General features: G+C 54.3%; 16 protein-coding genes. All 16 read right to left on the reverse strand.

Annotation, left to right across the window (positions count from 1 at the left end):
• Window positions 1-17: 17 nt before the first annotated feature.
• From H0247_RS16550 to H0247_RS16625, 16 genes are read right to left on the reverse strand one after another with little or no spacing between them, the layout of a single operon-like run.
• A complete protein-coding gene (locus H0247_RS16550; RefSeq protein ID WP_102117986.1) occupies window positions 18-1,244 on the reverse strand; it encodes a beta-ketoacyl-ACP synthase in 1,227 nt (408 codons plus the stop codon).
• Window positions 1,244-1,975, reverse strand: a complete 732-nt coding sequence (locus H0247_RS16555; RefSeq protein ID WP_180743559.1) for a 3-ketoacyl-ACP reductase FabG2 — start codon at window positions 1,973-1,975, stop codon at window positions 1,244-1,246. The genes H0247_RS16550 and H0247_RS16555 overlap by 1 nt, the downstream gene beginning before the upstream one ends.
• Window positions 1,976-2,034: 59 nt before the next feature.
• A complete protein-coding gene (locus tag H0247_RS16560; protein WP_180743523.1) occupies window positions 2,035-2,517 on the reverse strand; it encodes a hotdog family protein in 483 nt (160 codons plus the stop codon).
• Window positions 2,510-3,667: a beta-ketoacyl-[acyl-carrier-protein] synthase family protein gene (locus tag H0247_RS16565; RefSeq protein WP_180743524.1), complete on the reverse strand. Its 1,158-nt coding sequence runs from the start codon at window positions 3,665-3,667 to the stop codon at window positions 2,510-2,512. The genes H0247_RS16560 and H0247_RS16565 overlap by 8 nt, the downstream gene beginning before the upstream one ends.
• Window position 3,668: 1 nt before the next feature.
• Window positions 3,669-4,244, reverse strand: coding sequence for a DUF3261 domain-containing protein (locus H0247_RS16570; protein ID WP_039546166.1), 576 nt, complete (start codon window positions 4,242-4,244; stop codon window positions 3,669-3,671).
• The gene (locus tag H0247_RS16575; RefSeq protein ID WP_180743525.1) at window positions 4,241-6,562 is read right to left on the reverse strand and encodes an MMPL family transporter; all 2,322 of its coding nucleotides are present in this window, start codon (window positions 6,560-6,562) and stop codon (window positions 4,241-4,243) included. Before H0247_RS16575 ends, H0247_RS16570 begins: the two co-directional genes overlap by 4 nt.
• Window positions 6,534-7,139, reverse strand: a complete 606-nt coding sequence (locus H0247_RS16580) for an outer membrane lipoprotein carrier protein LolA (RefSeq protein ID WP_180743526.1) — start codon at window positions 7,137-7,139, stop codon at window positions 6,534-6,536. Before H0247_RS16580 ends, H0247_RS16575 begins: the two co-directional genes overlap by 29 nt.
• On the reverse strand, window positions 7,136-7,558 hold the full coding sequence (locus H0247_RS16585) for a thioesterase family protein (RefSeq protein WP_010681449.1): 423 nt from the start codon (window positions 7,556-7,558) through the stop codon (window positions 7,136-7,138). The genes H0247_RS16580 and H0247_RS16585 overlap by 4 nt, the downstream gene beginning before the upstream one ends.
• A gap of 2 nt (window positions 7,559-7,560) precedes the next feature.
• Entirely contained in the window at window positions 7,561-9,273 is a 1,713-nt protein-coding gene (locus H0247_RS16590; RefSeq protein ID WP_180743527.1) for a glycosyltransferase, read from the reverse strand.
• Window positions 9,264-9,653 (reverse strand): hydroxymyristoyl-ACP dehydratase, encoded by a 390-nt coding sequence (locus H0247_RS16595; protein WP_180743528.1) that lies wholly within the window; start codon window positions 9,651-9,653, stop codon window positions 9,264-9,266. The genes H0247_RS16590 and H0247_RS16595 overlap by 10 nt, the downstream gene beginning before the upstream one ends.
• On the reverse strand, window positions 9,640-10,995 hold the full coding sequence (locus tag H0247_RS16600) for an AMP-binding protein (protein WP_180743529.1): 1,356 nt from the start codon (window positions 10,993-10,995) through the stop codon (window positions 9,640-9,642). The genes H0247_RS16595 and H0247_RS16600 overlap by 14 nt, the downstream gene beginning before the upstream one ends.
• Window positions 10,992-11,567: a hypothetical protein gene (locus H0247_RS16605; protein WP_180743530.1), complete on the reverse strand. Its 576-nt coding sequence runs from the start codon at window positions 11,565-11,567 to the stop codon at window positions 10,992-10,994. The genes H0247_RS16600 and H0247_RS16605 overlap by 4 nt, the downstream gene beginning before the upstream one ends.
• Window positions 11,568-11,582: 15 nt before the next feature.
• Entirely contained in the window at window positions 11,583-11,831 is a 249-nt protein-coding gene (locus tag H0247_RS16610; protein ID WP_039493948.1) for an acyl carrier protein, read from the reverse strand.
• 23 nt (window positions 11,832-11,854) lie between these two features.
• Window positions 11,855-12,121: a phosphopantetheine-binding protein gene (locus H0247_RS16615; RefSeq protein WP_039493950.1), complete on the reverse strand. Its 267-nt coding sequence runs from the start codon at window positions 12,119-12,121 to the stop codon at window positions 11,855-11,857.
• Window positions 12,122-12,140: 19 nt separating this feature from the next.
• Window positions 12,141-12,929 carry a 1-acyl-sn-glycerol-3-phosphate acyltransferase gene (locus H0247_RS16620; protein ID WP_039546184.1) on the reverse strand — a complete coding sequence of 263 codons (789 nt, stop codon included), beginning with the start codon at window positions 12,927-12,929 and terminating at the stop codon, window positions 12,141-12,143.
• Window positions 12,922-13,650, reverse strand: a complete 729-nt coding sequence (locus tag H0247_RS16625; protein WP_180743531.1) for a beta-ketoacyl synthase chain length factor — start codon at window positions 13,648-13,650, stop codon at window positions 12,922-12,924. The genes H0247_RS16620 and H0247_RS16625 overlap by 8 nt, the downstream gene beginning before the upstream one ends.
• Window positions 13,651-13,691 lie beyond the last annotated feature (41 nt).

The following is a 13,691-nucleotide window of genomic DNA, read 5'->3' on the forward strand; positions in this document are numbered from 1 at the left end:
TTAACGTTCTCAATCCATTATTGCCAACGACGGAAAATCAGCGACGTATTGATGCCGCCAAAGGCGAAGTTATTAGACTGGATATAATCCGTCTCAATATGGCGTGGCTCACCCATGATGTAATCCAGTTCGCCACAGTCTTCCGCAGGTTGCCGTAAATTAAGCGTCGGTGCAAACCACCCTTCACGCATCATTTCAATACTCATCCACGCTTCAAGCGCACCACAGGCGCCCAGCGTATGGCCGAAATAGCTTTTTAGTGATGAAATCGGTGTGGAGTTACCGAACACGGCGGCGGTAGCCTGGCTTTCTGCAACGTCACCCCGATCGGTTGCGGTTCCGTGTGCGCTGATATAACCCACATCGCCGGGTTGCAAACCCGCGCAGCGCAGCGATCCTTCAATGCAAATCTGCATGGTTTCACGCTGGGGTTGCGTAATATGTGCCGCATCACAGTTGGTGTAAAACCCAACCAGTTCGGCATAAATCGTCGCCCCACGCGCCAGAGCATGTTCAAGCTCTTCCAACACTAACGTACCCGCACCTTCCCCAATAACCAGACCGTCACGGCTTGTGTCAAAAGGAGATGGCGTCGTTTCTGGCGCATCGTTGCGTTGGCTAGTGGCGAACAGCGTATCAAACACCGCCGCTTCTGACGGACACAGCTCTTCCGCACCGCCCGCAACCATGACCGTCTGATAGCCATGACGAATCGCTTCCCAGGCGTAGCCAATCGCCTGACTTCCTGACGTACAGGCGCTGGATGTCGGAATCACACGGCCACGCAGCCCGAAAAACAGGCCAGCATTCACCGCGGTGGTATGCGGCATCATCTGCACATAGGTCGTACCGGTAATATTATTGGTGTGCTTTTCTGTCAGCATGGTGGCGAATTCGCTCACCGGCCCTGTGCTGCCCGTTGAAGAGCCGTAAGCAATGCCGGTTTCTCCGTTAGTCAGCACCGGATGACCAATCAACCCAGCCTGTTCCAGCGCCAGCTCGGTTGCTCGGGTTGCCATCAGAGACACGCGCCCCATCGAACGGATGCGCTTACGCGTGTAGTGTTCTGGCAAACTGAAGTGATCAATCGGCGAGCCCAACTGTGTATTCAGGCCATCATAAACCTGCCATTCGGGCATCTTACGTATCGCATTGCGACCCGCACGCAACCCGTCCGAGACGCTTTCCCAGGATTCACCGAACGCGGTGACACCGCCCATTCCCGTTACCACGACACGACGCATCACAGCATCCCTCCATTAATAGAAATGACCTGACGCGTGACATAACTCGCGATATCGGACATAAGATAACTCGCCAGCCCTGCGACTTCTTCCGCCTGCCCCATGCGTTTCATGGGGATCATCTTCATGGCTTCTTCAACGGCGACGGGCTCCATTTGAATCATGCCAGTATCAATCAAACCGGGAGCGATGCAGTTAACGGTGATTTTTCGCTTCGCCAGTTCGATAGCCAGCGCTTTCGTTGCGCCGATAATGCCCGCTTTTGCTGCACTGTAGTTGACCTGCCCCCGATTCCCCATGATCCCGGAAACAGAAGACAGCGTGATAATTCGTCCGCCTTTCCGCAGACCGATCATCGGCATTACACAGGGATGAATCACGTTATAGAAGCTGTCGAGATTGGTGTGAATGACGCTATCCCAAGCCTGCTCGTCGAGGGCAGGAAAGGCACCGTCACAGGTGATACCCGCATTACTAACCACGCCGTAGTAGGCACCATGCGCCTCAATATCTTGTTCGATCACGGTGCGGCACGTTTCCCGATCGGCAATATCAAAACTGACGATACGACCGGAACCGTGTTGTGCCGTAATCTGGCTTAAGGTTTCCTGCGCCCCGTTTTCATCACGGTGATAATGCACCACCACGGTAAAACCATCCGCCGCCAGACGCAGCGCAATGGCTCGACCAATCCCCTTACTAGCACCGGTTACTAACACAGAGCGCGTCATGCCTGTTTTCCCGGTTTTCATAATAGTTTTCCCGGTTGTCATCGTCGTTATTCCGGTTGTCATAATAGCTTTCCCTGTTCTAAAAGTGCTTTTAACTCATGTTCGTCAGGCTGATAGGTGTTCAACCGGCCAGAGGCATACGTCTCCCCGGCTATCGCGATCTCACCCTCAAAGCTACCAATTTTATCGTCACACATCAGCAGGGTAACGGTCACATCAAGTAGAGAGCTGGCAGGGAAACTATCTTGTTTACAGCGATAACCCCGCCCGCCCAGCAACATGCCGGGACTCGGCTTCTCTTCCAGACCACTGATCTGACGCCCGTGCCAGCCAGACCAGACCCCGATCGTTTGAGCAATAATCTCGATACCAAACCAGGCTGGCAGATGTCCCTGCGCATTCAGAAATGGTGCCAAAATACTCTCGCAGCTGACTGCCACACGGCAGTGCGCGTGTTCATCATCAACATGGATCACCTCGTCCACCAGCACCATAGGAGCTGAATGGGGCAGATAAGCTGCCGCAGACAGATACTCACTCATGATTCGTCCCCAGGATCAGACACGTATTGTTGCCACCAAACGCAAAAGAATTAGACAGAATGACCGGGCGGGTCAGCGGAGCTGGCTCACAGAGCAAACCGCATGATGGCAGTGAGGTATCGGGGGGACTGCGTGAGAAATCTTGCGCAGGTAAAGGAAGATCCCGCGTCAGCAGCAGCCAGCAGATCGCGGCTTCACTAATCCCCGCCGCTCCCAGCGTATGGCCGGTAAGGTGTTTGGTTGAGCTACAAGGCACGCCATCGCCAAAAACGGCGTGAACCACATTGGCTTCAATCTGGTCATTCAGGCGCGTGGCAGTTCCGTGTAAATTGATATAGCCCACATCCTCGGGCTGCAATCCCGCTTGCGACAACGCCATAGTTATCGCGCGAATTGCCCCCTCTCCTTCTGGGTGCGGTGCTGACATATGGTAAGCATCTGATGATTCTCCGACACCCAATACCGCCACACGATCGGGCTGCGGCCCGATCAGCATAAGCGCAACGCCTTCACCGATGGTGATCCCGTTACGTTCTTCGCTGAACGGCTGGCAGCGCGTTGAAGATAGCGATTCAAGGCTATCGAAGCCATTTAGCGGCATACGGCTCAGCGTATCCGCGCCGCCAACGATAGCGACATCCACCAGCCCGGCATCAATCAATCGTTTACCGCTGATCAGCGCTCTGGCGCTGGAAGAGCAAGCGGTTGATATCGTGTAAGCGGGTCCATTTAACTTCAGATAGGCAGCCAGAAATCGGGAAGGATCGCCAAGTTCCTGCTGCGCATAGTGATAAGTGGAAATATTTCCGCTGACGTAACGATCGGCCTCATCCAACCCTGAGGTGCTGGTGCCCAAAATCACCGCTACCCGGTCGGAGCCAAACTGCGCGATAGCCGCGTCAACCTGAGGCCGAATTTGCTCCAATGCGGCGAGCAATAGCTGGTTATTACGGCTGTTATGCGCCGCTAATTCTACTGGGATAACCGGTAATTCTGCATCCACCTTCCCTGTCCAACAGGGTTTATCGTGCAGCAGCCATCCGGTATCAGGGCGCATGCCCGGCGCATGACCGCTAGCAAGGTTGTCGGCAATCTCATCCAGATTATTGCCCAGCGCATTCAGCGCCCCGACGGCGTTAATGTAAATCATGCTAGCTATCCAGATGTTGAATCACGATGTGATAACCAAAGACGAATTGCTGAACGCTCATCGGCACGCGCTGGTTATTCCGCGTCATATAGCGAATTTCAGTAATCAGCGTGCCGCGATCGTCACGCAGCTGTCTCTTATCCTCACTATCTTTCAGCGTCCAACCCGCTGGTAGCTGCGTCTTCCACACGGCGATCGGCCAATGGCTCAGCATGATATCCGCCAGAACCTGACTGGCTGGTGGCAACTGCGGCAGGACGATGGACTGTTCAGTATGAACACCCTGCGCATCGTAGGTGACCTTAAACAGACGAATACCGATAGAGGAAAGCCCGACCAGAGAAAGCTGCTTATCATCGGCATTCAGCATTACCAGCAGCGATTGCTGCTTACCGTCAAAGGTGCCCGTCAACAGCTGCTGTTCGTTGACCGACGGGGTAATGGCTGGTGCGGGTAGCGTGACCTTCACACCCGGTTTGAGCCACGCCTGTGGGCGGTTATCATCATGCTGTTTGCTGGCACAGCTGCTTAGCAGCAACACACCAATAAGCAGAAGCCCACGTCGCAATAATGTCATTTTCGTTTCCCTTTTGAATCAGGCAACGCCAGAGGCGCCAGCAAGAAGGCGATAAAAATACCGCTACAAAGCACAATTCCGAAGCTGCTGATGGCCTGAGTGCTGCTGAAAACCAACATACCCAACGTCAGCAGGGCAACGCACATCGCCAGCGTCACCGCCAGCAGCGAGGTCATCGGTGTACCGCGTGGGTTGCTGAAAAACAGCGTGTAATTGATGCCGATACCCAGCACCAGAACCAGCGCCAACAATGAGAACAGGTTCAACGAATGACCGCTCAACGCCAGCACCGCCAGCCCGCCGCCCAGCGACAGCACCGACGGCACCACATTGACTAATCCACGGCGCAGCCCAAGACGAATCACATAGCTCAGCGCAATCACCGCCAGCGCTGCCATCAACAACCATCCCAGCATGACGCGATAGAAACCGAACAGGGCATCGAATGTCCCTTTTCTGTCGATCCACTCCACACCCGGCAGCGTCTTGGCCATCTGTCCTAGCGCAGCGCTATCGCTCACACCACTTACCGGAACCAGAACACCGCTTTTCCCATTAGGTAACGTCAGCCACAGCAGTCGCCATCCTTCGCTGATCGGGCTATCGAGCCAGCGCTCCGGAGTGACCAGCATCGGTTGCACATCCGGCATCGCGACATCAACGCCCGTGTCTTTAAGACGCTCGATAACCGCTGGTGCGGCCGACGCAATAAGCTGACTATCGCGCTGTTGCTGAGCCTGAGAAGAAAGCGGCAGTAACCGATACTGCTTTAGCCACGTTTGTTGCTGCGCGTCACGCAGTTTAGGCGCGAGCTGTTCCAGACGCAGCAATGTCTCCTCTGCGCTGTCGCCGTAGACGACAAACCAGGTTTGATCGGCGCTCTGTCCCGTTAATGCCGTCAACTGCCGCTCTTGCTGCATCAAATCCTGCGGCAACGCCTGTAGCTGAGAGATATCATCATTAACCTCCAGCCGCAGCAGCCCCACTACAGAAAGCACCAGCAGCGCCAGCGGGATCCCGAAACGCATACCACGTTGGCGCCGCCATGCGGCAAGCCAGCGCCCCATCAGCACCATAGCGGGAACAGGTCTAACCGGCAGACCCTTAACCAGAAAAGGATACCAGCACACAACGGTCAGACAGGAGGCTGTCAGCCCGGTTGCGGCGAACACCGCCAGTTGCTGTAAGCCAGGGAACGGAGCCAGCGCCATGATCAGGTAGGCCACCACCGCCGTTCCCAGCGCGAGCAGAAGAGCGGGCAGTACTTTTTTCAGGCTTTCCATCGCGGAAACATGGCCGCCGTGGACCATCCGTTCGGTCAAATAATAGAGCGTATAATCCGCTGAAATCCCGACGATGCTGATACTCATGACCAGCGTCATCAAATGCAGTTCACCGAACATCAGCAGCGTAAAGACCGTGCCTGCCAGCGCACCGATGCCCACCGATAATCCACATAGCAAGAGCGGGCGCGGTGAACGAAACACAAAGAAGATCAGCAACAGAACGCCCGCTACGGTGGCGACACCAAGGGTAGATACATCCTGTCTGGCCTGTTGGCTGGCATAGTTGCTGAACAGTACTGTCCCACGAGTGAGCACGTCGGCATCAGGGAATGCGGCCTTGAGATCGCGTTCAAGAACACCTAATTTATCAACCAGTTGCTGGTTACGCGCCATGTCAAACGAGCCAGCGCTAAGCTCACCGTGCAGAAAGTACCAGATGCGGCCTTCTGCATCTTTTGTCGTTAACCAACCTTGCGACAATCCCAACTGACTGGCATTTTGCTGCAACGCCAGTTGGGAACCACGCACCAGCATCAAAGGGTCGTGATTTAACTCTTTACCGCTCACGCCAGCAAACGCGGAATAAAGCTGTGCCAGCACCCAATCGGCCTGCGCCGCACCGCCATTTTCCAGTCGCGCGCGCGTGACGGGATCAACCAGACCATTGCGATGTTCAAAAACGAATTTCCCCCATCGCTGCTGCTGTTCGGCATCAATAGGGCCATTAACCTGCTGTAGATCGGGAAGCGCACGCAGGTGCTTCAGCCACCAATCCGCTACCGCAGGTTCCGCCTGCTTGCCCGGCGTCACTAGCCACACCATCTGCCGATCGAGACGCAGCATAAAGCCTTGCTGTAGCTCTGGGGGAAGTGCGCCCATCGACTGCTTGGGCAACAGCGCCAATACGCTACTGTTGATCTGCGCCTTCGGTAGCAGCAGCGACAGCGCCACGATCAGCGCAACACAGCAGCCAATCCAAACCAGCGCTGCGCGACGAATGCCGTCAGAAAACGAAACGCTGTTGCTCATCATCGCTCAACATCCGGGGTTCAATCCGCTGATTGCTCAGCGTAATTCGGGTCATGTCGCCTTGGCGATCATCCAGCGCAATCCCGTCGAGAAACTCACCGCCGTTCAGCGTAATGGTGTTGAACAGTTTATCTAACGGCGACGTTTTGGGCGTCAGCACCAGTCTCCACTGCTGCTGACCGAGATCGGTAAAATCGATGGAAAAATTCTGTTCTAATACGTGACGATCGGCCTGAAACAAGGCACGTAACAGGTGGTTAAACTGAAACATCTGCGGATTGCTTTCCGCCGTGACGATCTGCGGCGCTTGCCCGTTCATTACCTGAACCATCCGCGTTTCGTCCAACACCATCGTCAGCGGAAACGGCGTGGCCTGATGCCACCACAGCCCTTTATCCTGCGCGATTAACAGCTGCCCACCGGATTTCAGCGGCTTTGCCATCCCCTTTATTTCACGCAGTTGGATGAAATCAGCTCGCACAACAGGCTGGCTACTGAACCGTTGTTGTAAATCATCCAGCGTAACGGCCTGCGCCATACCGCTCAACAGCACAAAAACCGCGACAATCAGTCGTATCATGGCGTCACTCCAAGGCGCTCAAACAAAATGGGGGGAGAAACAAAACTCAGCTCGCGGCATCCTTCCTGTACCGCGACCTGAATCGTATAGCCGGTCGTGGCACGTTGGCCGCTTTCAGCATCGAAAATCTGGTAGGCGATACGCAAACGATTCTCGACTTCCTCGATAGTGGCGCGAATGCGTATACGCTGCTCGTAAGTCAGCGCCGCACGGTATTTCACCCGCGTATCGACCACCGGCCATACATAGCCAGAGGCCTGCATTTCGCGATAGCCGTAGTTAAATTTGCTAAGCAGTGCCTCGCGCGCGACTTCAAAAAAACGAAAATAGTTACCGTGCCATACCACGCCCATCGGATCGCAGTCATGGAAAGATACCGTCAGTTCAACTTCATGGCTTAAGCGGGAATCGTTTAGCACCCTTACTCCTTTTTCCCAGCGGCTCGGCCGTCATCATCAGGCAAGCTCCAGAAATCAAAAAAATTAAACCAGTCGAGCGGGGATTTCAGCGCATAGTGCGCCAGCCGTTCGGCATAGCGATCGACTACCTGCTGTAAGGCCTGCTGCCGGGTTGGACGCGGTAACGCAATGCTATCAGCAAACGGCTCGCAGTAGACGCGCAGCTTTTTCTGCTCGCGAATGACAAACATCAGCAATACGGGGCAACGCAGTGCCGCTGCCAGAACAAAAGGCCCTTGAGGAAAAGGCGCATTTCTTCCCAAAAATGGGCTCCACACCACGCGTCGCACACCGCCGCGCTGACGATTGACCGCCGTGCGATCGCCGACAATCGCCACCCATTCACCGGCATCCAGCTTTTCTTGCAGAATGATTGCGGTATCCGGCCCGATGTCGCTGACAGGGATAAGGTTCACACCGGCCTGCGGGGCGATCTCTTCCAGCACCTGCTTGAAACGCTGGGAGTTTTCAGTAAATACCAGCGCGTTAATCACCAGTCCGCTCACCTGCTGCGCCAGCGCCCGGCACACCTCGATATCGCCAAGGTGTGAGGCCAGAATCAGTTGTCCTTTTTGTCTGCTGTGCTCAATGGTTTCCCGCGCGCCGGGGGCAAAATCAATATCGCGGCCCCAGTGTAGATCGCCGCGCCAACTGGCGATTTTATCCAGCATCGACTGACCAAAACGGAGGAAATGGTGATAGCTGTTGAGCGGTTTAGGCAGCGGGATCTCGTGCTGACGCGCATAATCCCCTATTCGCCGCAGCCATAACTGAGATGCCTGACGCGCGGTACGGCCGGTCAGCCAGTAAAACGCAATAACAGGCCAGAGAAACAGCGTGAACACCCCGCGACCTAACCGTTGATATACCGCCAGCATGAACCGCATACCGAGCAAGCCTTTGCGCTCCGACACGCCAGCCCAGTGTTGCTGACGCTGCCGCATTAGCAGCACGGGAATGCGCGGAAGCATGCCGAAAAACAGGCGGGTATGCATCCAGGAAATCCGCAGGTTATCGTGCAGCGCATCGAAATGAGACAGGCCGTTTTCTGGATACGTCACCGCCGTTTCAATAAAGCGGCTGGGCGTTCCAGCCCAATACAGACGCACCATAATTTCCGTATCGAAATCCATACGGTGACCGAGAGACTTTCGGGAGAGAAGAGATACCGTGGCAGCAACCGGGTAGACACGGAAACCGCACATACTGTCCTTGATGGAGAGGGATAGCGTTTCAATCCAAACCCAGACGTGAGTGACATAGCGCCCGTAAAGGCGTGATTTCGGTACAGAGGCATCGTAACGCGGTCGACCGGAAATCAGACAATGCGGGTGCGTTTTCGCCTCATCCAGCAGAAGCGGCGCATCTTCAATTTGATGCTGCCCGTCGGCATCAACCTGTAATGCATGACTAAACCCGGCCTGCGCCGCGGCTTCGATGCCACGAATCACCGCCGCACCTTTCCCGCTGTTATGTGCCAAACGAATCAACGTCACGCCGTCATTTTCTGCGGCCAGTTGGGTGAGAACGTGTTGCGTTGCCACATCGCTTCCGTCATCAACAATGAAAACGGGTAGCGCTAGCGGTGCCAGGCGCGCCAGCACCGACGCCATCATGGCACCGTGGTTATAACAAGGGATCACCACGCAGGGCGAGAATGCACCATTTACTGACATGGGCGCTCTTCCATCATCGGCGTGAGCTTTATTTTCCCGCTGCTGGCCGTGCGCTCAGTCTCGCCCTCCAGAATGGTGTAGCTAAAGGTCAGCTGTTGTTTTCCGGCATACCATGTCAGCACCAGACGCAGCGTTTTACCGGGCAAAATCGGCTGCTGGAATTTAATGTTCTCAATGGACAAGAACGTCCATCCTTGCGCCAGCACCGTCGTTGCGTAATGCATGACCCAATCCAGCTGTGCCACACCGGGCAGTAGCGGCTGCCCCGTAAAGTGCCCCTTGAACCAGAACAGTTCAGGGTCAACCTGTAGCATCAATTCAACCTGAGACGTTTCATCCGTCTTTTTTACATCGTGCCGGACAAGCTCAACGGGCAACATGAAACAATTCCTGTATCTGCGGCCAGGCACGTTTACTCTGGCTATTGTGGGGAATAACGTCGACAACGCGCCAGAAACGCGGCATCGCTAATGGCTCCAGCCATTTTTGCAATTCATGCCGCCATTGGCGTTTCAAATTCGGTAGGTCATCGGCCTTATCGGGGGTATTCAACACCAGCACCACGCCAATACCGCTCCGCTCCGGGCGCGTCACCTGAAGCGCAACCGCATCAGCAATATCGGGCAGATCGAGTAAACGCCGTTCTATCTCGCTTAGCGAGATGCGCTTGTCTTCGATCTTCACCACACGATCGTGTCGGCCGCACAGCTGAAAATGGCCCGCGTCATCAAACGCCAATCGATCATCCAGCTTGTGCCCCAGAGCATGTGGAATCAGCGCCGACTGCGCCCACCAGTTATCTTGTTCATCGCGCCGCAGTGACACGCCGGGGAAGAGCTGCCACGGCACGGTATCCGTCTCGCGCGAGCGCCATGCTAAAACGCCCGTTTCGGTACTGCCGTATATCTCATTGATGGGCTGCATAAACCACTCGGCTGCCGCTTCGGCATGCAGCCAGGGCAAAGTTCCCCCAGCAGAGACAATCAACGAACACTCGGGGGCAGAAAGCGCGCGATCAATGCGGCGTAAGAATGCTGGGCTGCTGATAAACACGTAACGCCGCTGGCGACGTTGGGAAGTAAGCTGTTCAGTATAAAGCAGCTGGCGGCTATCAAAGCGCAGCCCCAGCGCCATAGGCAGCCAGATGCGAAACGTCAGCCCATATAAATGCTGGTGGGTGACGGAAGCGATCACATCACAGCCCTGCAAATGCGCGCCCCAGCGATCCGCCAGCCAACGCGACTCTTCATCCAGACAGTGTACCGGTTTAACAATTTGACGAGGCTTCCCGGTGGAGCCTGACGTGAACAACACCACACAGGCATTATCTGGTATAGGGGGCAGCACGGCATCCGCAACGCTCTCCGTCTCCGCCGTCAGGGCAAACACAGGGCAATCCAGATCCAGGGATACATCCGTCAACACACCGTCAAACTCATCCGCCTGTTCTTCTAATACGGATTGGCGGCAGTGGCCGGGGATGACTGGCGTTTTTCCCGCATGCAGAACAGCCAGAAGCCCGATAGTGAAGCGGTAGCTGTCTTCAAAACACAGCGCCCAACGCGTCTCATGCCGTAGGCTTAGCTGCTGACAGAGCGCAACCACCTGCGCTTTCAACGAACCCAGCGTGAACGTACTGGCACCATTGCTGGCAACAATGCGCTGATGGGAATCATTTCCCGCCAGCCAGTCCTTGACGGCGCGGACAGTCAACTCGTTCATACGCGCTTCCTCAGACGTTGGCGTATCAACCACTCTCCCCCCATCAACAACCCCATAAGCACATAGCTGATCACGCCGTTCCATAACGTCCACCAATGAAGATTGCCGACAAGACAGGTCAGCACGGCGATACTGCCGTTAAAAATAAAAAACAAACACCAGACTTTCGTCACACGACGCGTATAGGAAATAGCCTGAACTGGGAGTTCCGGTTCCCGAAGGCGGGCAAGGCGCTCCACTAGCGGCATACCGCTATAAAGTGAGCCACCAAAAAGCATCAACATGACGCTGTTTACCGCAACGGGATACCACAACAGCCAACCGCCATCACGCAGTAATAAACTGGCAACGGAAAGCACAACCCCAGCTACAGCCAGCCACAGAGCCGTTCCTTTGAATACATTGTTTTCAAATAAATTGTTTTCATCACGCAACGTAGCGAAACGCAGAACAAACATCAGCGCCAGAACCGCGAGTAGCCAGCGATGCTCAGGGTGTGTGATGCTAAACCAGGCCAGAAAAGGCCAGGCGAGCGTCATTAAAATATTCAGACTACGTATCAGCACACGCATCACTTGGCAGGCTCATTAACCTTCACGGAGCAGGTTTTCTACCGCATCGACCACATCCTGTACCGTGCGCACAGATTTAAAAATTTCCGGCGATATTTTGCGCCCTATGCGTTTTTGCAGGTGAACCACCATATCCACCGCATCGATGCTATCTAACTCAAGATCTTCATAGAGGCGGGATTCAGGTTTGATATCATCAGCATCCAGTTCAAACAGCTTGACCAGTAAGCCTGTAATTTCCTGATAAATTTCGTTTTTATCCATCATCAACTCATTTTATTTTACTATCAGGCACTCACGGCGCGCTGAGTGTTGATAAAAGCTGCAAGGGTTGCAACGGAAAAGAAGTGTTGGCGTACCTCTTCACTTTCCGCAGAAAGCACGACGCCATAACGGTTTTTTACCGCTAATCCCAGCTCAAGTGCATCGATAGAATCCAGACCAAGACCTTCGCCAAAAAGCGGAGCGTCCGTTTCTATTTCATCAACACTAATATCTTCAAGATTAAGAGAGTCAATAATCATCTCTTTAATTTCAACAAACATACTTTCCATATGTATTTCCAAATGGTGATCAGCTTTCTGGTGTTAAAGATTGCTGCAAAAGGCGATTCAAACGGCGAGCCGCCAAGGATCGCGCCTCTTCAGGCGCCATAAAAGTGTCGTTATTGATGCGTTCACGTACGCTCACCGTGAAACACGGTTTTTCAGGCGGAATGTGATACCAGCGACTTTGTTTTCCCAATGTTTTTTGGCTACAGCGAATATGCACGACCCTCAAATCACAGCCGCAACGCACCGCAATATTTGCGGCACCGCGTTGCAGAACAAGGGGTTCGCCATAACGCGTACGTGTGCCTTCAGGAAAAATGATGATCGCATCGCCGTTATCAAGCCGTCGCTGACAGTCCGGCAATAGCGCATCAGACTGGCTGTTAAGCAGGTAATCCGCCGCACGAATGACGCCGCGGAAAAACAGGTTTTTCTGTAAATCAGCCTTAACCAGACAGTCAGCATCTGGCATGACGGAGGCCAGCAAAACATAGTCAATTAACGTTGGGTGATTGGCGACAACCAGACACCCGCGATCGCGCTGTAAGGTTTCGATGCCGTCAATGCGGTAATCCAGTACCCCTAATTTTCGGGCACTGCATAAAAAAAATCGGAAGCTGGCGGAAATGCTGCGGCGAGCCAACTGGCGGCGGCGAGCGGTATTACGCTGAATCAGCAATACATTGAACCACACCAGAGAAAGCAGTAAGCCGCCAACGCCAAACATGGCAAAACACACGCCGGTCATCATTAATCGCCACAAACGATTCAGATGAGTCGAGGGGCGAAGCACCAGTGATGACTCAGACATCCTTTCTCTCCCACGCCCAGTCAACGCGTTCGCCCGGTAAGGAAAAACGCGGTCTTCTGGCAAGAAAAGCCTGTAAGAACAACAGACTTTGTGGTGAACCTTCGCAGTGAGATTCCACCTGAGGTTGCGATTCACACACCATGTCATCACCATCCCCTAACAATAGAGCGACGGCATAGGGATAACGGGGCACGTCTGCCGGAACATGTGGGTGGTAGAAGTCAGGGATCACGCCATCGAAATCAACCAATAGAATATTGCGGTATCCCGCGGTCTGTAATGCCTTCACTTCGATAAGGCCTTGCTGGAAAGAGTCCATCCCTGAAGCAATCGACGTAGAAACCAATGGGGCTTTTGCCGTAATAGTCAGGCTTCCGACTGCCGCATTGTGTACTGACATAGCAAAATCAGTAGGAGAAATATTCTCATTTTCTGACAGCGCTTTCAGGATACTCAGGTTGCGTTCCAGCTCGCCGTGGCGTGAGGTGAAGACAATGGCATCCACCGACTGGCGACTCAGCAACGCTAACCCGCTATCGACCGCCAAACGGCTCCCTTGATTGAGGCGACGAGCCATCATCATGGGTAAATGTCGACATTTATCCAAAGGTTGCTCGGCATTGATAGCAACGGACGCCCGCGACCAATTCAGCCAATCGTCCGCGCTGCTGAGGCCCGGCGCGCTGGCCTGCCAATCAATGATTGAAAATGCTAATCTCATACTGCCTTCTTCCAGTCCGACCTATTTCGGCTATATCGCTG

Origin of the sequence: Pectobacterium sp. CFBP8739, assembly GCF_013449375.1 — a bacterium.
Classification (GTDB): domain Bacteria; phylum Pseudomonadota; class Gammaproteobacteria; order Enterobacterales; family Enterobacteriaceae; genus Pectobacterium.

Excerpts from the sequence above, each read along its gene's own strand:
- H0247_RS16550 (WP_102117986.1), bottom strand. The coding sequence starts at position 1,244 with ATGCGTCGTGTCGTGGTAACGGGAATGGGCGGTGTCACCGCGTTCGGT.
- H0247_RS16555 (WP_180743559.1), bottom strand. The coding sequence starts at position 1,975 with ATGACGCGCTCTGTGTTAGTAACCGGTGCTAGTAAGGGGATTGGTCGA.
- H0247_RS16560 (WP_180743523.1), bottom strand. The coding sequence starts at position 2,517 with ATGAGTGAGTATCTGTCTGCGGCAGCTTATCTGCCCCATTCAGCTCCT.
- H0247_RS16565 (WP_180743524.1), bottom strand. The coding sequence starts at position 3,667 with ATGATTTACATTAACGCCGTCGGGGCGCTGAATGCGCTGGGCAATAAT.
- H0247_RS16570 (WP_039546166.1), bottom strand. The coding sequence starts at position 4,244 with ATGACATTATTGCGACGTGGGCTTCTGCTTATTGGTGTGTTGCTGCTA.
- H0247_RS16575 (WP_180743525.1), bottom strand. The coding sequence starts at position 6,562 with ATGATGAGCAACAGCGTTTCGTTTTCTGACGGCATTCGTCGCGCAGCG.
- H0247_RS16580 (WP_180743526.1), bottom strand. The coding sequence starts at position 7,139 with ATGATACGACTGATTGTCGCGGTTTTTGTGCTGTTGAGCGGTATGGCG.
- H0247_RS16590 (WP_180743527.1), bottom strand. The coding sequence starts at position 9,273 with ATGTCAGTAAATGGTGCATTCTCGCCCTGCGTGGTGATCCCTTGTTAT.
- H0247_RS16595 (WP_180743528.1), bottom strand. The coding sequence starts at position 9,653 with ATGTTGCCCGTTGAGCTTGTCCGGCACGATGTAAAAAAGACGGATGAA.
- H0247_RS16600 (WP_180743529.1), bottom strand. The coding sequence starts at position 10,995 with ATGAACGAGTTGACTGTCCGCGCCGTCAAGGACTGGCTGGCGGGAAAT.
- H0247_RS16605 (WP_180743530.1), bottom strand. The coding sequence starts at position 11,567 with ATGCGTGTGCTGATACGTAGTCTGAATATTTTAATGACGCTCGCCTGG.
- H0247_RS16610 (WP_039493948.1), bottom strand. The coding sequence starts at position 11,831 with ATGGATAAAAACGAAATTTATCAGGAAATTACAGGCTTACTGGTCAAG.
- H0247_RS16615 (WP_039493950.1), bottom strand. The coding sequence starts at position 12,121 with ATGGAAAGTATGTTTGTTGAAATTAAAGAGATGATTATTGACTCTCTT.
- H0247_RS16620 (WP_039546184.1), bottom strand. The coding sequence starts at position 12,929 with ATGTCTGAGTCATCACTGGTGCTTCGCCCCTCGACTCATCTGAATCGT.
- H0247_RS16625 (WP_180743531.1), bottom strand. The coding sequence starts at position 13,650 with ATGAGATTAGCATTTTCAATCATTGATTGGCAGGCCAGCGCGCCGGGC.